15 protein-coding genes are annotated in these 18,209 nt (G+C 56.5%); 4 read left to right on the forward strand and 11 right to left on the reverse strand.

From position 1 onward, the window contains the following. Window positions 1–84: 84 nt before the first annotated feature. Window positions 85–1,728, forward strand: coding sequence for a TnsD family transposase (locus tag CKW35_RS15425; RefSeq protein ID WP_256583398.1), 1,644 nt, complete (start codon window positions 85–87; stop codon window positions 1,726–1,728). A gap of 137 nt (window positions 1,729–1,865) precedes the next feature. Beyond that, window positions 1,866–2,258, forward strand: a complete 393-nt coding sequence (locus CKW35_RS15430; protein ID WP_095116326.1) for an antitoxin Xre-like helix-turn-helix domain-containing protein — start codon at window positions 1,866–1,868, stop codon at window positions 2,256–2,258. 36 nt (window positions 2,259–2,294) lie between these two features. Here the strand turns inward: CKW35_RS15430 and CKW35_RS15435 are convergent, their stop codons facing one another. Further along, complete coding sequence (locus tag CKW35_RS15435) at window positions 2,295–3,554, reverse strand: abortive infection family protein (RefSeq protein WP_095116328.1); 1,260 nt, start codon at window positions 3,552–3,554, stop codon at window positions 2,295–2,297. A gap of 199 nt (window positions 3,555–3,753) precedes the next feature. On the opposite strand from CKW35_RS15435, the gene iteA reads away from it, so the two are divergent. Continuing rightward, a complete protein-coding gene (gene iteA, locus CKW35_RS15440; RefSeq protein ID WP_095116330.1) occupies window positions 3,754–4,932 on the forward strand; it encodes an anti-phage ATPase IteA in 1,179 nt (392 codons plus the stop codon). Then, window positions 4,883–7,162 (forward strand): S8 family anti-phage peptidase IteS, encoded by a 2,280-nt coding sequence (gene iteS / locus CKW35_RS15445; RefSeq protein ID WP_095116332.1) that lies wholly within the window; start codon window positions 4,883–4,885, stop codon window positions 7,160–7,162. The genes iteA and iteS overlap by 50 nt, the downstream gene beginning before the upstream one ends. A 50-nt stretch (window positions 7,163–7,212) precedes the next feature. Here iteS and CKW35_RS15450 read toward each other — a convergent pair whose 3' ends face one another. From CKW35_RS15450 to CKW35_RS15495, 10 genes are all read right to left on the reverse strand, one after another. Next, a complete protein-coding gene (locus CKW35_RS15450) occupies window positions 7,213–8,358 on the reverse strand; it encodes a TniQ family protein (RefSeq protein WP_095116334.1) in 1,146 nt (381 codons plus the stop codon). A gap of 160 nt (window positions 8,359–8,518) precedes the next feature. Further along, window positions 8,519–10,354 carry a glutamine--fructose-6-phosphate transaminase (isomerizing) gene (glmS, locus tag CKW35_RS15455; protein ID WP_023048578.1) on the reverse strand — a complete coding sequence of 612 codons (1,836 nt, stop codon included), beginning with the start codon at window positions 10,352–10,354 and terminating at the stop codon, window positions 8,519–8,521. Window positions 10,355–10,357: 3 nt separating this feature from the next. Next, a complete protein-coding gene (locus CKW35_RS15460; protein WP_016489907.1) occupies window positions 10,358–11,134 on the reverse strand; it encodes a DeoR/GlpR family DNA-binding transcription regulator in 777 nt (258 codons plus the stop codon). Between the two features lie 190 nt (window positions 11,135–11,324). Beyond that, window positions 11,325–12,692, reverse strand: a complete 1,368-nt coding sequence (gene glmU, locus CKW35_RS15465; RefSeq protein WP_095116336.1) for a bifunctional UDP-N-acetylglucosamine diphosphorylase/glucosamine-1-phosphate N-acetyltransferase GlmU — start codon at window positions 12,690–12,692, stop codon at window positions 11,325–11,327. Between the two features lie 116 nt (window positions 12,693–12,808). Next, window positions 12,809–13,228, reverse strand: a complete 420-nt coding sequence (locus CKW35_RS15470) for a F0F1 ATP synthase subunit epsilon (RefSeq protein WP_016489909.1) — start codon at window positions 13,226–13,228, stop codon at window positions 12,809–12,811. Window positions 13,229–13,271: 43 nt separating this feature from the next. Then, window positions 13,272–14,648 (reverse strand): F0F1 ATP synthase subunit beta, encoded by a 1,377-nt coding sequence (gene atpD / locus CKW35_RS15475; protein ID WP_016489910.1) that lies wholly within the window; start codon window positions 14,646–14,648, stop codon window positions 13,272–13,274. A 27-nt stretch (window positions 14,649–14,675) separates the two neighbouring features. Beyond that, window positions 14,676–15,536 (reverse strand): F0F1 ATP synthase subunit gamma, encoded by an 861-nt coding sequence (gene atpG, locus CKW35_RS15480; RefSeq protein ID WP_016489911.1) that lies wholly within the window; start codon window positions 15,534–15,536, stop codon window positions 14,676–14,678. 48 nt (window positions 15,537–15,584) lie between these two features. Further along, window positions 15,585–17,129: a F0F1 ATP synthase subunit alpha gene (atpA, locus tag CKW35_RS15485; RefSeq protein ID WP_012274911.1), complete on the reverse strand. Its 1,545-nt coding sequence runs from the start codon at window positions 17,127–17,129 to the stop codon at window positions 15,585–15,587. A 21-nt stretch (window positions 17,130–17,150) separates the two neighbouring features. Then, window positions 17,151–17,687 carry a F0F1 ATP synthase subunit delta gene (locus CKW35_RS15490; protein ID WP_003253191.1) on the reverse strand — a complete coding sequence of 179 codons (537 nt, stop codon included), beginning with the start codon at window positions 17,685–17,687 and terminating at the stop codon, window positions 17,151–17,153. A gap of 12 nt (window positions 17,688–17,699) precedes the next feature. After that, entirely contained in the window at window positions 17,700–18,170 is a 471-nt protein-coding gene (locus CKW35_RS15495) for a F0F1 ATP synthase subunit B (RefSeq protein ID WP_003253189.1), read from the reverse strand. Window positions 18,171–18,209: the final 39 nt, after the last annotated feature.

The following is an 18,209-nucleotide window of genomic DNA, read 5'->3' on the forward strand; positions in this document are numbered from 1 at the left end:
TCATTCCCTGATACTTCTTGCGAACCGCGACAGTGCCTACTATGCTAATCGATAAAATTAATGTATTGAGCGGTGGTGAAAGCCATGGTGCGATTTGCATTAAATTGGCTCGAAGACGAAACATTCTTCAGCATCTGCAGCAGGCAACATGCGTACCTTTGCAGCATTGACTCAGCCGCTACTTGTGAATGGCTATTCGGCACTTACAAAGGATATGTTCACGACCTTAATTACAACTTGGGTGCTTTAAATAAATTTACCACTAATTGGGGTACGCCTGAATCCATCATAAATGATCATACCATTGCTCCATTTTTCTTTCCTTATCAATCTCTGGAAAATGTGCTTGCTGCAAAGGAAACACTTTTAGGCCCGAGATTGGGATCATTGAAGTACCGCCTCGGCTTGCTAACAAACCGCTTCGGTGCAGAACACCCCTTAAAAGCGTGCATTGCATGTATGGTATGCGACCGTATACGTGTCGGCGTGGCCTACTGGCATCTATCTCATCAGTATCCAGGGGTAACAATTTGCCCTGTGCACGGTTTGTATCTCCGAGAAAGTACAAAGAATAGACAGTGGTCAGGTCAATTCGAGTGGTTACTGCCAGGAGAAGAAGATCTCTTGCCAGCACCTCGAATTGAAACGACGGCCGCGACCCGGAAAGTGCTGGAAGATCTTGTCGAGGCTATCATCGCCTTAGCAAGTTTCGGATGTCAGAGGATTTTTGATCCAAGCGCTGTCAACGCTGTGTACAGGACAGCGTTGGCTCAGTACGGTGAACGCAGTTCTGGACAGGAGGCAGCTGCCAGTGCGCTTTGGCTCCACATCAAAGGGCTTCATGCCTACCAACCATTCAGTTGCATGCCTAGAAGCCCCGAGGAGGCCCTCACATTTTTGAGGGGTCTTGTGCGCAGCCCACGGGGGCACGTCCACCCCTTGAAGCACCTCACGCTAATCACCTGGCTGTTTGGATCTCTCGGGGCTTTCATCAAGTTACACGACCAGATAGTAAATTCTAAGACGCCATCCACAACTGTTTTGTCAGGCATTGTTAATTCAGATAAACGTGTCATAGAGATAAACTCCTCCTCAGATAGGACATTGATAGCGGCTAGGCGCCCAAAGATTTTAAAAAAAGATATCAGAGCTGCGATCTTACTCAGCCTGTCCCAGGGTCAATCAAAATATAGCTTGTGCGAGGGTTTCGGTATAACGATATCGACTCTTAATAAACTGATACGATCAGAGCCATCAGTAGCTAACGCATGGAAAGAAAAAACTACATCTACAGAGAGGTTGAAAAGAAGGTCGATCTGGGAAAATACGGTTAAAGGATTCTCAAAGGATAGCGCGAAGAAAATTAGATGCCGTGTCCCGTCAGTCTATGCTTGGCTTTACCGCAACGATAGGGAATGGCTGAACAGTAGACTTGGAGAGCTACCAAACGGGCGAATTGGTAATCACTCTGCCGTTGATTGGAGCAAGCGTGATCAGCATTTGCTAGAAGCTCTAAAATCAACCGCTGACTATTTGTTGAAGTCTCATGAGCTTCCATTGAAGAAACAGCAAATTTATTTGGCACTTCCAAGGCTGGCCAGCGCTTTGCAAAAAAGACAAGCCTACGAGCTAACCCGATCTTTTCTCCAAGCGATCACCGCGTCAGCTCCAATAGACAGTGGGAGTGCTTCGGCTGGTTGCGGCACTGAAGCCCTCCAGTCCTCATGATCCTCCGCATCCATTTCCAGATGGCCTGGACTGGTGAGAAGATGGGCAAGAAGCTTATGGTGAGGAAACCGGTCCTCATGATCAGCTAGTCCAACGGCGGTTTGGCCTGTAGATAGGCGGCAATGGAGAGATTTCAAATGACGGGCGCCAATGCTGAGCTCACTCAAAATCAGTTGGCCGTAGGGTTAAGGGCAGCCCTGCGAATTCTTGATGGATGGAACGCGACCGCCGAGCAGGTCCGAAGCATTCTTCGCATATCCATCGCGACCCGCCAGAGGATCTCACGGGATTCCAGCGCCAGCGTACGCCTAGATCTGGATCAGCAGCAGCGAATCAGCTTGGTGCTCAACATTCATGCCTCATTGCGAGCGGTCTTTGCAAATCAAGAAAACGTTCAAGGATTCCCACTCCTGGAGAATGCCAATGACTTCTTCGAAGGACGTTCTCCCCTGGAAGTGATGGCCCAAGGGGACATGATCTCGCTTTATGAGACCTACAGACGAATTGAACATCTGCACCAGTCGAGCTGAACCTAACCGGTCAGCCCCTTGGACCGCCTACTCAGTTCATGCTTTCTCGGCGTTTTCCGTGTGTTCCCGGTACCGGTGCGTCTCGGACACAAAATCGATAAACGCGACGGCAGCCGCAACAGCCAGCCGAGCGTGTCTCGGCTGGAGACCGCGATACTGGCCATCCTTTCCGTGTCCCGTCCCATACAGACCTCTCAGCTGAGTCAGATTGCTCGTGATCTGCGTGAGGTTGCGCAGGATCAGTCGAACGTTCTCAGCCCCTTTTGCAGCATCACTCACACCCTCAGGTACAAGTTGGAGGGCTTTGGTGAGCTTCTTCGTCAAATCGCCCATGTCATCTGACTTGGTGAAGGCAACGCTACGCTTCGTGAGAATCGACTTGCAACAGGTCTCCACAAGCTCTTTGGCTGTACCGATCGCCAACTCTGGATCAGTATCCACGGCGAGCTCAAGACGTTCGATTTGCTTAGCCATCCAGCCTGCATTCAGTGCGTCTGCGACAGCTTTAGCACGGAGTACCGAGCGGCCGCCATTGTGCTCCAGAGACCGAAAGGCAAATCTCGGTCGGCCAGCAATGAGCTCAGCCTGGTACAACTCCCATCCGGCGCCCTTCAGTTGATCATTGAACTGCTCCGCCAGTTTAATCGCGTCATCTCGATTGGGGCGTACCACGGGATGGACCATTTCACACAGAAAGCGCAGGAAGTGATCGGCACTCCCTTCAGCCAAGCGGAAGCGACTGTCGCTGTAGATCCAGTCGTTTTCCCAATCGTCGTTGTTACAGCGATGCTGCCAGATATCGCCAACAGCATCCTTATAACGGCTATCCGTAGAGGGCATTTCTTCCAGGTCATACAACCGGCTCAAAAATTCCACATCGTTGAGCCGCCCGCTCCAGTCGACATCATCCAAGCGCAGACCATCCAAGATGTTTTGTCGCACCTTTTTAGGCAGTTCTGACTGGCTCGAAGACCGCCAATCAGCGCGGAACTCCCTGTCTGGGACGATCACTGCAGAGTAGCAATCACTCTCCTGATGCTCGGTAACGGTCCGGAGCTTGGCTGTAATCTGTTCTTCCAGCTGGTTGCGTTTCCCGCCAAGGCGAGCATAGTCCGAGGCAGGCATCTTGAACTGGATGTCCCAATAGTCGGTTCCGCCGTTCCAATTGTCATACCCCGTCTGCTCCGCTGTGGCGGGGTATTTCTGCACGATCTCGGCAGCATCATCCGCACCATCTGCTCGCAAGAGAGCGTGTACGGTCGCCAGTAGCGGCTCGATTTGGTCGTTCTGCTCCATACCTGCCTCAAAAAAGCCAATCCCATTGGCATTGCTCGCCAGGCCGTAACCCTAGGGCGCCGCCACTTTACGACAGAAAATCAAGATTCCACATGTCACTATAGTGAATCAGAAGCACAGTAATGCGAAACGATTTTGACCAGATACGCTACACTCACGCCGAAATCCGAAACAGATAACCCTTTGAGCGAATCATCCCGTGGAATACCTCTCAGAAATCTTGAAGATCCTGGACGGAGCTCTCAAGGCGAATGCCAGCATGGCCTCGAATTATGCCGGCCTCCTGGCAGACAAACTGGAGAGTGACGGCGACAAACGACAAGCCCGAATGATCAGAGAGCGCCTTGCAAGGGCTCCTGCAGCGCTAGCCAGTGCCCAAGATGCTGCCCATGGTTTCAGCTTCTCGAACCTGCCTACAGATGGTGAAAGCCATCTGCATACGGTGGACGTAAGCACCCCTGCGCTTGATAAAGGCTCGTTGCTGCTGCCCAGTGCTGTCGAGAATCGAATCCAGGAGTTTCTGTCAAATATCCGCCGATACGACGACCTTGCACGCGTGGGCGCTGCCATGCCGAGCCGCTTGCTGGCATACGGCCCGCCCGGTACGGGAAAAACTAAGCTTGCCCGGTATATCGCCGGCCACCTTGAATTGCCACTGCTAACGGTCCGGTGCGACACGCTTGTGAGCAGTCTGCTGGGACAGACCAGCCGGAACCTCCGTAGGGTGTTTGAGTACTCCCAGCAGCGCCCCTGTGTACTGTTCCTAGATGAGTTCGATGCCTTAGCGGGGGCTCGGGGGAACGAGCGTGACGTCGGGGAGCTCCAGCGAGTGGTGATCGCACTGCTGCAGAACATAGACGCCATCCCAGAAAGCACCATTCTGGTCGCTGCAACCAATCACGATCAGTTGCTGGACCCAGCCATCTGGCGCCGTTTCAGTTTCCGAATTCCTATGGCTGAGCCTGATCTGGCATTGCGCCGAATGCTGTGGAAACAATACCTGGAGCCGTTTAGCGCCGAGCAGTTGGATCTGGATGTCCTGGCTCAGCTGTCTGACGGAATCACAGGGGCAAACATTGAACAGGTCTGCCTCGATACCAAGCGCGGGGCTGTTTTGTCGAACGCATCAAGCGTCGATGAAAACCAACTCATCCGACGCCTAGGTTTAAATCTTGCACTTACTGGTGGCCGAGTGCTATCTACTGTCGAGTCAGAAGTTCGGTGGCTTAATGGATGGGCACCAAAGTACTTTTCCCTGAGAACATTGGGAAGGCTGTACGACCTGTCGACTAGGCAAATCACGAAGATCCTCAAGGAGGAGACCAGTAGTGGCCCGCAAGAACACGTCCGCGCAACCGCTGTTGAATGCGAGGGTTGAGAATCCGTTCATACATGTCCCGTTCCAGCCTGGGGATCTCTCGTCAATTGAGGGTGGCGGTGGCGGTGGTGGCAAAGAGCTCGTAGAGGTCAACGCCGCTTACCGTCAGGCACTTTCAAGAACACTCGCAGGTGCTTCATCGGCGCTCTCCCGCGAGCAGGTGCTTCATCCCCAAGCTTTGACGCACCTGGTACTCAAGCTGCGGGAAAAGGGAATCGCAAAAACCCACCGCCCCATCTTGGTCGCAGAGGAAGCGAAGCTACAGCCGGCTGGCCATGGTCAGATTGACGAGATGCTCGTTGGGGCCTCTGCCAACAGTCTGGACGTGTTTGATCGTGTGATCCTGCACCGCGACACCAAGAAAATTCGATCCCAACTGAGTGTGATCGAATCCATTGAGCCTTGGGATCGCCAACGACGAAACCCGGAAGGAAGCCACCGGCTCCTGGAAAATGGTCGTGCCGTTTTGCGACTCTTCCAGTACCAACAGGGCAGCTTCAACGCGTTCAATTACGAGACCTTAGTGCGGATTTTGAAGTCCCTATCGCTGCCGTTCGTCCAAATCGACCAAGGACGTGGCCTGCCGATATTTGGCATTCGAGACCTGGACAAGATCCAAGACGATGCTCTTGAGCAGATACTGGATTTCCCTGGCATTCGAACAATTTACGCGGAAAAGCTTTTCCTTCCCGTTACAACTGTCCAAATGCCTATGAGCGGCGCGGTAGCCACCCAAGCTCAGCCAACTCCACAACCCGTCACGCTGCCCACGGTGGCCGTCTTCGACTCCGGTGTGAGCTCGGATGCGAAGCTGATTGAGCACTTCGTCAAATCGAGAGACCCCTACGTCCTACCTCCAGACACCAATTATGAGCATGGAACAGCGGTAGCCTCTCTGGTCGCCGGAGGTGCATTCTTCAACGATAAGCACGCTTGGATCCCAACAACGCCAGCATACGTACACGACGTCTGTGCGTTGGAAGTTTCTGGCTCTTACATGTCCGATCTGGAGCTGCGGCTTCAGTCGGCCGTGAAAAAGCGCCCGGATGTGAAGGTATGGAACATATCGATTGGTGGTGAGGCTTGCGACGACAGCCAATTCAGTGACATTGCCATGGCGTTGGACCAACTCAGCGATAAGTACCAGGTTCTCTTCGTAGTAGCTGCCGGCAACTACAACGACCTCCCTCGGCGTGAATGGCAAAAGTTTTCGACGCTAGCTGACCGTATTTCGAGTCCAGGGGAGTCGGTTCGTGCATTAACTGTGGGTTCTATCTCCCACATTGATGCTGCGGGCGCGCTCAGCGCTATTGGCCACCCGGCACCTTACTCGCGTTGTGGTCCTGGCCCTGTCTTCACTCCGAAACCAGACATCACGCATGTGGGCGGAGGAGTACATGCTCCGTGGAACGCCGGCTCGGCTAGCCTCAAAGTCTTGTGGCCCGACAATCAGCTGCGCTTGGGTTTTGGTACGAGTTACGCGGCCCCCCTCGCATCGTGCATGGCAGCCCACGCATGGCAAGCTGTGGCTGGGCGTCCATCGCTAAATCCGTCGCCTTCGTTGGTCAAGGCATTAATGATCCATGCAGCGCAACTCTCTTCGCCTGATTACGATTCTTACCATCGCCGATATCTAGGTGCAGGCCGCCCTGAAGACGTACTCAAAGCCCTTTACGATTCAGACGACAGTTTCACCCTCGTTTTCCAGGCGAATCTGGTACCGGGCAACATGCGCTGGCGGAAAACACCTTATCCGATCCCAGATGTTTTGATTGAGGACGGAAAATTTCGGGGCGAGGTGATCATCACGGCGGCATATGCCCCCCCACTGGACCCCAACTCGGGCAGCGAATATGTGCGCGCTAACGTTGAGTTGAGCTTCGGTGCGATAACGGGAGATACCATCCAAGGCATGGTTCCAATGGACAGCGATGAAGGCCAGAGCGGATATGAGATCGCTCAAATTTCCGCTGGAGGTAAGTGGTCGCCAGTGAAGGTGCATAGGGCAAAATTCCCCAACGGCACAGCGGTCCTGCAATGGGGATTACAGGCAAAGGCTCGACTACGTGCATACGAACCCGAGCTAACAGAGGCGTTGCCGGTCAACATAATCGTAACTTTGCGATCACTGGATAGAGATCCAAAGGTACGCGCGGCAGGACTCAAAGCGCTGAGCCAGTGCAACTGGGTCCATACTCCTCTACCTGTTCGCGTACCGATTCGAGTGTAGAACATTGGCTGCCTGCACTAGGCGTCGCAGCGGGTGAAGGCTTGCGGCGTCTATTTTATGATCCCGACAGCTCGCGCTTTTGCTAAACCGATCTTGGGAATGCTTGGCGAAGCAGCGACGGTGGTATTCCGCTGCGATGATCCTTCATGAATGGACAGCGGGGTGTTGCAGCAGGGATAGTGCTTGGATGTAGGCCAAGGCCAACCTACCTGGACTACCACGTCATCCAACACAATGCGCGGGGTGGACCAAACCCCCAAACCCTGGACATAGTCTTCTTCTACAAAGTGGACATACTTTGTGTCCTCTATCCGATAGCTGCTCCAAAGCGAATCAGTGCATCGAGCGCTCCCCGCTAGGGACATTAATTCACGTTCGAAATCGTCATAGCTGTCATAGAGCGCCACGACAGCATGAATGAATAATGCTGTGATGGTCCCAGCTCGACTTTCAAGGCTCGGTGATGGCACATCGGCGAACCCCTTTACAAGATCGCTCATGGTCGAGGCTATCGCCTGCATTTTTGACCTTTCCTCGCCACTGAGCTGCGGGCTCAAAGCGGTAGCCTTATCCAGCAGCACCTTGGCGGCATGCAAACCAGAGATGATATGGGGCGACCTGCACAATCGCTGGTACACCTCAGCACGCTTGAGCGCCAATGGGTCGTGGTTAGCAACAACTTCAGCTTCGGCGAGATGCCGGCCGCCGCAAGTGCGCCACATCACATCAAGGTCATGATCTATGCGAGTGAACAACTTACCGCAAAAAGGACAATCCCTAAGCAAGACAGCGTTGTGCTTGGGGCACACCGACACCTTTGACGCGCCATAGCGCCTCCAGTATGAAAACCCATGGATCTTGAGGTCTTCCCTAACGCATTCAGGGCAGAAGGAAGCATCCCATTCACTGAAGTGCTCCCCCTCAGAAAGGTACTGAGTGCCTGAGTAGGCAAAATCCCAGTCACTTTTGATGACGTGGAACGCTGCGTTCAGCGTGTGATTGTGAACAAGTCGATTGAAACCATAGCACCCAGGCCAGCCGATGGCTGCTGCGAGCCTTCTCACTTCGGCCGTCTTTATCACATGACGGGTACGCAGGGCTTCGAAGATCTCTGCCTTGGGCTCGGCCCAAAGGAGCAGCAGGTTCCTTCTCACATATGACGGAAGAGTTTCATCAGGCAGAATCGAGAGGTGCATGTCAAAACGCCAGTATCAGGTAGGGAGGGGTCACGCGGGGAGGCTGGTGTAACCGCTCGATGAAGGGGAGCAAGCGCTTCCCCCTCTACCGGCGACAGTTTTAATTCTTCGAAAACCGTTTTAATTCAACAAAACCATTTTTACCGGTCATGACAGCCTCTTACTCAACAGTCACCGACTTGGCCAGGTTACGCGGCTGATCCACGTCGGTGCCTTTGAGCACGGCCACGTAGTACGACAGCAGTTGCAGTGGAATGGTGTACAGGATCGGCGCCAGCGCATCGGCGATGTGCGGCACCTTGATCACGTGAGTGCCTTCACCATTGGTCATGCCAGCGTGCTCGTCGGCGAACACTACCAACTCGCCACCACGGGCACGCACTTCCTGCAGGTTGGACTTCAGCTTTTCCAGCAGTTCGTTGTTCGGGGCAACGGTAACCACCGGCATGTCGTTATCCACCAATGCCAACGGGCCGTGCTTCAACTCGCCTGCCGGGTACGCTTCAGCGTGGATGTAGGAGATTTCCTTGAGCTTGAGCGCACCTTCCATCGCCACCGGGTACTGTGCACCCCGGCCGAGGAACAAGGTGTGGTGCTTGTCGGCGAACAGCTCGGCGATTTTCTCGACAGTAGCGTCCATGGCCAGGGCTTCACCCAGGCGGGTCGGCAGGCGACGCAGCTCTTCAACCAGCTCGGCTTCGACGCCCTCTTCCAGAGTACCGCGCACTTGGCCCAGGGCCAGGGTCAGCAGCATCAGCGACACCAGCTGAGTGGTGAAGGCTTTGGTCGAGGCCACACCGATTTCCGGGCCGGCCAAGGTCAGCAGAGTCAGGTCCGACTCACGCACCAGCGAGCTGATGCCCACGTTGCAGATTGCCAGGCTGCCGAGGAAGCCCAGCTCCTTGGCGTTACGCAGCGCGGCCAGGGTGTCAGCAGTTTCGCCCGACTGCGAGATGGAGACGAACAGGGTATCCGGCTGCACCACGACCTTGCGGTAACGGAATTCGCTGGCCACTTCCACCTGACACGGGATGCCAGCCAGGCTTTCCAGCCAGTAACGGGCAACCATACCGGCGTGGTAGCTGGTACCACAGGCAACGATCTGCACGTTGCGCACTTTGGCGAACAGTTCGGCGGCCTGCGGGCCGAAGGCCTGTACCAACACGTTGTCCTTGCCCAGGCGGCCTTCCAGGGTGCGCTGGACCACACTTGGCTGCTCGTGGATTTCCTTGAGCATGAAGTGGCGATAGTTGCCTTTGTCGGCAGCTTCAGCACCTTCATGGTACTGCACGGTTTCGCGTTGAACCTTGTTGCCTTGCTGGTCCCAGATGGTGACCTGGTCACGACGGATTTCAGCGATATCGCCTTCCTCCAGGTACATGAAGCGGTCGGTGACTTGGCGCAGCGCCAGCTGGTCGGAGGCCAGGAAGTTCTCGCCCAGGCCCAGGCCGATGACCAGCGGGCTGCCGCTGCGTGCAGCTACCAGGCGGTCAGGCTGCCCGGCGCTGATCAGTGCCAAGCCATAGGCGCCATGCAGGCGTTTCACCGCGGCTTTCAGGGCATCGGCCAGGTCCGGGATGCTCTTCAGGGTGTGGTGGATCAGGTGGACGATGACCTCGGTGTCAGTCTGCGAACTGAAGACGTAGCCTAGGCCTTTCAGCTCTTCGCGCAGCTCTTCGTGGTTTTCGATGATGCCGTTGTGCACCACAGCCACTTCATCGCCCGAGAAGTGCGGGTGGGCGTTGCCTTCGGTCGGCGCACCGTGGGTCGCCCAACGGGTGTGGGCAATACCCAGCTGACCTACCAGCGGGTCAGCGGCGACAGCAGCTTGCAACTCGCTCACCTTGCCGATACGGCGACGGCGCTCAAGTTCACCCGCCTGGGTCAGAACGGCCAGGCCGGCGCTGTCGTAACCACGGTACTCAAGACGCTTGAGGCCCTCGATCAGGATGGCTGTGATATTGCGCTCGGCGACAGCACCAACGATTCCACACATGTTTTATTTCTCCTGGCTGATCGCGGCGCAGATCAGGTTGATGCCGCGAGCTTGAATTTGTTCGCGTGCCGCTGCGGGCAGGCGTTCGTCTGTAATAAGGGTGTGCACGCTGCCCCAGGGCAGCTCAAGGTTGGGGATCTTGCGCCCCACCTTGTCCGACTCGACCATCACGATCACTTCACGGGCGACTTCGGCCATGACGCGGCTAAGCCCGAGCAGCTCGTTGAAGGTGGTGGTACCCCGGCCCAGGTCGATGCCGTCGGCGCCGATGAACAGCTGATCAAAATCGTAAGAGCGTAATACCTGCTCGGCCACCTGGCCCTGGAACGACTCGGAATGGGGGTCCCAGGTGCCACCGGTCATCAGCAGCACCGGCTCGTGTTCGAGGTCGCAAATGGCTCGGGCCACGTTCAGCGAATTGGTCATCACCACCAGGCCGGGCTGGCGCCCCAGTTCGGGGATCATGGCTGCCGTGGTGCTGCCGCTGTCGATGATGATGCGCGCATGTTCGCGGATACGCCCGACGGCGGCACGCGCAATGGCCTTCTTGTAGGAAGACACAGGCTGGGCCGGCTCACCGAGCAGTTCTTGCGGCACCGGTACCGCACCGCCATAGCGCCGCAGCAACAGGCCATTGGTTTCGAGGGCAGCGAGGTCTTTGCGAATGGTCACTTCCGAAGTTTCGAAACGCTTGGCCAAGGCGTCCACGCTCACCTCACCCTGTTCGCTGAGCAAAGCCAGGATATTGTGCCGCCGCTGGGGTGTATTTCGTTTCGACATTTGCTCTTAAGTTTCGTTTCGAAAGATAATGGTTGCAATCAAAACCTAACACGCCCGTTTCGTCAAGCAGTTGCTGCCCTGTGGATAGTTTTGTCAGATTTGGCGCGGTCCCACTGGATTACCGATCGGCCAATAAAAAAGCCGACTTATTCGCATAAGTCGGCTTTCGATCGAAGCAGCTGTGGGTAACTCAGCTCTTCTTGATTTTCTCCGGCCGCTTCCAGCCCGAGATATTGCGCTGGCGCGCACGGCCTACAGCCAGGTCGGCAGCTTCGACGGTCTGGGTGATGGTTGAACCGGCTGCGGTGGTCGCGCCGGCCTTGATTTCCACAGGCGCCACCAGCGAGTTGTTCGAGCCGATAAACACGTCCTCGCCCATTACCGTCTTGAACTTGTTGGCGCCATCGTAGTTGCAGGTGATGGTACCGGCGCCGATATTGGTGCGTGCACCGATTTCAGCGTCGCCCAGGTAGGTGAGGTGACCTGCCTTGGCGCCTTCACCCAGGTGGGCGTTTTTCAGTTCGACGAAGTTACCCACATGGGCCTTGGCGTCCAGCACGCTGCCCGGGCGCAGGCGGGCGAACGGGCCGGCATCGCTGCCCTCGCCCATCACGGCGCCTTCAAGGTGGCTGTTGGCTTTGACCACCGCGCCTTTGCGCAGGGTGGTGTTCTTGATGACGCAGTTAGGGCCGATCTGCACATCGTCCTCGATGACCACTTTGCCTTCGAGAATCACGTTGATGTCGATCAGCACATCACGACCAACGGTCACTTCACCCCGTACGTCGAAGCGGGCCGGATCGCGCAGGGTCACACCCTGAGCCATCAGGCGGCGGCCTTCACGCAGCTGGTAGTGACGCTCAAGCTCGGACAGCTGACGACGATCGTTGGCGCCCTGCACTTCCATCGGGTCGTGTGGCTGTTCAGTGGCCACCACCAGGCCGTCAGCCACTGCCATGGCGATGACGTCGGTCAGGTAGTACTCGCCCTGGGCGTTGTTGTTCGACAGGCGGCCCATCCAGTCGGCCAGGCGCGCGGCTGGCAGGGCCAGAATACCGGTGTTGCCTTCCTTGATCGCTTTCTGCGCGTCGTTGGCGTCCTTGTGCTCAACGATGGCAGTCACCTTACCCTGCTCGTCACGCACGATGCGGCCATAGCCGGTCGGGTCATCGAGCGCGACGGTAAGCAGACCCAGTTGCTCAGCATTGGCCTTGGCCAACAGACGCTGCAAGGTCTCCACTTCGATCAACGGTACATCGCCGTACAGTACCAGCACGGTGTCGGCGGTCACGGCTGGCAGAGCCTGAGCTACCGCATGGCCGGTGCCCAACTGTTTTTCCTGCATGACGAAGTTCAAGTCGTCAGCGGCCAGACGCTCGCGAACCAGCTCCGCACCATGGCCAATGACCACGTGGATACCTTGCGGCTGCAGTTGGCGCGCACTGTGGATAACATGGCCAAGCATGGAGTTGCCGGCTACCGGGTGCAGCACCTTGGGCAGCGCCGAGCGCATGCGAGTGCCTTGGCCCGCGGCGAGAATAACGATATCGAGTGACATTACTGGCTACCAATCCTGGGTGGTCAGTGAAATGACCGGGGAAATCAGAAAAAGAAAAAGGGTAGCCGAGGCTACCCTTTTACTCAATCGCAACAGAAGTTATCAGCCGAGGCCGATTACTTGCCTTTGCGCATTTGCTGGACGGTACGCAGCTGGGCTGCGGCCTCGGCCAGACGTGCGGCGGCGGCACCGTAGTCGAAGTCCGCGCCTTTCAGATTCAGGGCGTTCTCAGCAGCCTTGAGGGCTTCCTGAGCTTGCGCTTCATCCAGGTCTGCAGCACGTTGCACGGTATCGGCAAGCACCTTGACCATGTTCGGCTGAACCTCGAGGAAGCCACCAGAGATGTAGAACACCTCTTGGGCGCCACCCTGCTTGGTCAGCGTGATCGGACCTGGCTTCAGATTGGTGATCAGCGGCGCGTGGCCTGGAGCGATACCAAGATCACCCAGGTTACCGTGCGCAACCACCATCTCGACCAGACCGGAGAAAATTTCTCCTTCCGCGCTGACGATATCGCAATGGACTGTCATAGCCATCTGCTTGCCTCAACCTGATAGCGCCCCTTGCGGGGCGCAGGAATTACAGTTTCTTGGCTTTCTCGATCGCTTCGTCGATGCTGCCGACCATGTAGAACGCTTGTTCTGGCAGGTGGTCGTAGTCACCTTTGAGGATGCCGCTGAAGCCAGCGATGGTGTCTTTCAGGGAAACGTACTTGCCTGGCGAACCGGTGAAGACTTCGGCCACGAAGAACGGCTGCGACAGGAAGCGCTGGATCTTACGAGCGCGGGCTACCAGTTGCTTGTCGGTCTCGGACAGTTCGTCCATACCCAGGATCGCAATGATGTCCTTCAGCTCTTTGTAGCGCTGCAGAACATACTGAACGCCACGAGCAGTGTCGTAGTGCTCATTGCCGATCACGTTCGGGTCCAGCTGGCGCGAAGTCGAGTCCAGTGGGTCGACCGCTGGGTAGATACCCAGGGAGGCGATGTCACGGGACAGAACGACGGTGGCGTCCAAGTGGGCGAAGGTGGTCGCTGGCGACGGGTCGGTCAAGTCGTCCGCAGGTACGTATACGGCCTGTACGGAGGTGATCGAACCTTCCTTGGTGGAGGTGATGCGCTCTTGCAGAACGCCCATCTCTTCAGCCAGGGTCGGCTGGTAACCTACTGCCGAAGGCATACGGCCCAGCAGTGCGGATACTTCGGTACCGGCCAGGGTGTAACGATAAATGTTGTCGACGAACAGCAGAACGTCGTTACCTTCGTCACGGAACTTCTCAGCCATGGTCAGGCCGGTCAGCGCTACGCGCAGACGGTTTCCTGGTGGCTCGTTCATCTGACCGTAGACCAGCGCTACCTTGTCGAGAACGTTGGAGTCCTTCATCTCGTGGTAGAAGTCGTTACCCTCACGAGTACGCTCACCCACACCAGCGAACACGGAGTAACCGCTGTGTTCCATGGCGATGTTACGGATCAGTTCCATCATGTTTACGGTCTTGCCTACACCGGCACCACCGAACAGACCAACCTTACCACCCTTGGCGAACGGGCAAACCAGGTCGATAACCTTGATGCCGGTTTCCAGCAGGTCGTTGCCGCCTGCCTGGTCAGCGAACGAAGGCGCTGGCTGGTGGATACCGCGACGCTCTTCTTCGCCGATCGGGCCGGCTTCGTCGATCGGGTTGCCCAGTACGTCCATGATGCGGCCCAGGGTGGCCTTACCAACAGGAACGGAAATGGCAGCACCGGTGTCGACGACATCCAGACCGCGCTTCAGGCCTTCGGTCGAGCCCATCGCAATGGTACGAACCACGCCGTCGCCCAGCTGCTGCTGGACTTCGAGGGTGGTTTCCGCGCCTTGTACTTTCAGCGCGTTGTATACACTCGGCACGACGTCACGTGGGAATTCCACGTCGATGACGGCGCCGATGATTTGAACGATACGTCCGCTACTCATAGCTGGATCCTCTGAATATTTGAACCGTTAAACCGCGGCAGCGCCGCCGACGATTTCCGAGATCTCCTGGGTGATCGCAGCCTGACGCGCCTTGTTGTAGATCAACTGAAGCTCTTTGATCAAATCACCGGCGTTGTCTGTGGCGTTCTTCATCGCGATCATCCGGGCCGCTTGTTCAGCAGCGTTGTTCTCGACCACCGCCTGGTACACCTGCGACTCCACGTAACGCACCATCAAGCCGTCCAGCAGCTCTTTTGCGTCGGGTTCGTACAGGTAATCCCAGTGATGCTTGAGATCCTGATCCGGGGTTGCCACCAACGGTACCAATTGCTCGACCGTTGGCTTCTGGGTCATGGTGTTGATGAACTTGTTCGAAACCACGGAGAGGCGATCGATACGGCCGTCCAGGTAGGCGTCCAGCATCACTTTGACGGAGCCGATCAGATCGTTGATCGATGGCTCTTCACCCAAGTGGCTGATCGCTGCTACGACGTTACCGCCAAAGATGCGGAAGAAAGTCGCACCCTTGCTGCCGATCACGCACAGGTCGATTTCCACGCCCTGTTCGCGGTTTGCGTTCATGTCCTTGACCAGGGCCTTGAACAGGTTGGTGTTCAAGCCACCGCACAGACCACGGTCACTGCTCACCACGATATAACCGGTGCGCTTTACAGGGCGCTCGATCATGAATGGGTGGCGGTATTCCGGGTTGGCGTTGGCCAGATGACCGATCACCTGGCGGATACGCTCCGCGTAAGGACGGCTAGCAGCCATGCGCATTTGTGCCTTGCGCATCTTGCTGACCGCCACTTTCTCCATGGCGCTGGTAATTTTTTGCGTGCTTTTGATGCTCGCAATCTTACTGCGAATCTCTTTTGCGCCTGCCATGTATCACCTATCAGGTTAGCAAGCGGGGGCCAGAGCCCCCGCTGCGGCTTACCAGGTCTGGGTGGCCTTGAACTTCTCGATACCGGCTTTCAGGCCTGCGTCGATTTCGTCGTTGAAGTCACCCTTCACGTTGATCTTCGCCATCAGTTCAGCGTGATCACGGTTGAAGAAGGCGATCAGTGCTTGCTCGAAGCTGCCGATCTTGGAGACTTCTACGTCAGTCAGGAAGCCACGCTCAGCGGCGTACAGCGACAGAGCCATGTCCGCAATGGACATCGGCGCATACTGCTTCTGCTTCATCAGCTCGGTAACGCGCTGACCATGCTCCAGCTGCTTGCGGGTCGCCTCGTCCAGATCGGACGCGAACTGGGCGAATGCAGCCAGTTCACGGTACTGAGCCAGCGCGGTACGAATACCACCGGACAGCTTCTTGATGATCTTGGTCTGAGCGGCACCACCCACACGGGATACCGAAACACCGGCGTTCACTGCAGGGCGGATGCCCGAGTTGAACATGGCCGATTCCAGGAAGATCTGACCGTCGGTGATGGAAATCACGTTGGTCGGAACGAACGCGGAAACGTCGCCTGCCTGGGTTTCGATGATCGGCAGAGCGGTCAGGGAACCGGTTTTGCCAGTGACAGCACCGTTGGTGAACTTCTCGACGTACTCTTCCGAAACGCGCGATGCACGCTCCAGCAGACGGGAGTGGAGATAGAACACGTCGCCTGGGTACGCTTCACGTCCTGGTGGACGGCGCAGCAACAGGGAGATCTGACGGTAGGCAACGGCCTGCTTGGACAGGTCATCGTAAACGATCAGTGCGTCTTCACCGCGGTCACGGAAGAACTCGCCCATGGTGCAACCGGCGTATGGCGCCAGGAATTGCAGTGCGGCGGATTCCGAAGCACTGGCAACAACCACGATGGTGTTGGCCAGGGCGCCGTTTTCTTCCAGCTTGCGAACAATGTTGGCAACGGTGGAACGCTTCTGGCCGACAGCTACATAAACACAGAAAATACCGGAGTCTTTCTGGTTGATGATGGCGTCGATGGCCATGGCGGTCTTGCCGATCTGACGGTCGCCAATGATCAGCTCACGCTGGCCACGGCCGACAGGGATCATGGCGTCGACGGATTTGTAGCCAGTCTGTACAGGCTGGTCTACCGACTTACGCCAGATCACGCCTGGAGCAACTTTCTCGACTGCGTCGGTCTGGGTGTTGCCCAGAGGACCTTTGCCGTCGATCGGGTTACCCAGTGCGTCGACGACGCGACCCAGCAGTTCCTTACCAACCGGAACTTCCAGGATGCGGCCGGTGCACTTGGCGCTCATGCCTTCGGCGAGGGTGTCGTAGGCACCCAGGATCACTGCACCTACGGAGTCTTGCTCCAGGTTCAGTGCCATGCCGTAGACGCCGCCCGGGAACTCGATCATTTCGCCGTACATGACGTCGGCCAGACCGTGGATCCGCACGATACCGTCGGAAACCGAAACGACGGTACCTTCGTTACGGGCTTGGGAGCTCACATCGAGGTTGTCGATGCGGCCCTTGATGATTTCACTAATTTCGGAAGGATTGAGTTGCTGCATTGCTCTGCTGCCCCTTCAAACTCAAGATTTCAATGCTTCGGCCAGTTTCGCGATTTTGCCGCGAACAGAGCCATCGATTACCAGGTCACCAGCGCGGATGACGACGCCGCCAATCAGGCTGGCATCCTCCGACGCGTGCAGGCGCACTTCCTGGCCTAACCGTGCACTGAGAACCTTGGCGAGTTTGTCTTGCTGTTCTTGGTTCAACGCGAAGGCACTGGTGACTTCCACGTCCACGGATTTCTCTTGTTCTGCCTTGTACAGGTCAAACAGAGCGGCAATCTCCGGCAGAAGCAGGAGACGGTCGTTTTCCGCGGCAACATGAATGAAATTCTGTGCCTGTGCATTGAACTTGTCACCGCACACGTCAATGAACGTGGCGGCCTTTTCTGCGCTCGTCAGTCGCGGGGCCTTGAGCAGGCGCTGCATGGTGTCGTCTTGCGACACCGCAGCAGCCAGGCCGAGCATGGCTGACCAATTGGCCAGTTGCTGATGGGCCTGGGCATGCTCAAAGGCAGCCTTAGCGTAAGGTCGGGCCAACGTGGTCAGTTCTGCCATGATCGCCCTCGCTTAAATTTCAGCGGCCAGTTTGTTAACCAGCTCCGCATGCGCGTTTTGATCGATTGTGGCGCCAAGGATCTTTTCAGCACCGCCAACGGCCAGAGCACCCACTTGGGCACGCAGGGCGTCTTTAGCGCTGTTCAGTTCCTGTTCGATCTCGGCCAGAGCCTGAGCCTTCACACGGTCAGCTTCGACGCGGGCCTGTTCACGGGCTTCCTCGACAAGCTGAGCAGCGCGTTTCTTGCTTTGCTCAATGATTTCGGCTGCCTGGGCTTTAGCTTCACGCAGTTGCTGGCCCGCTTTCTCTTGGGCCAGCTCCAGGTCGCGAGCTGCGCGGTTGGCAGCGTCCAAGCCGTCGGCAATCTTCTTTTGGCGCTCTTGCAGGGCAGTGATGACCGGAGGCCATACATACTTCATGCAGAAGAGTACAAAAATCAGGAAAGCAACGGATTGGCCAATCAGGGTTGCATTAATGTTCACGCCAACACCTCGCTCGGTCTTAATTCATACAGCCATCAA

Source organism: Pseudomonas sp. Irchel 3F3, assembly GCF_900187545.1.
GTDB classification, from domain to species: domain Bacteria; phylum Pseudomonadota; class Gammaproteobacteria; order Pseudomonadales; family Pseudomonadaceae; genus Aquipseudomonas; species Aquipseudomonas fortuita.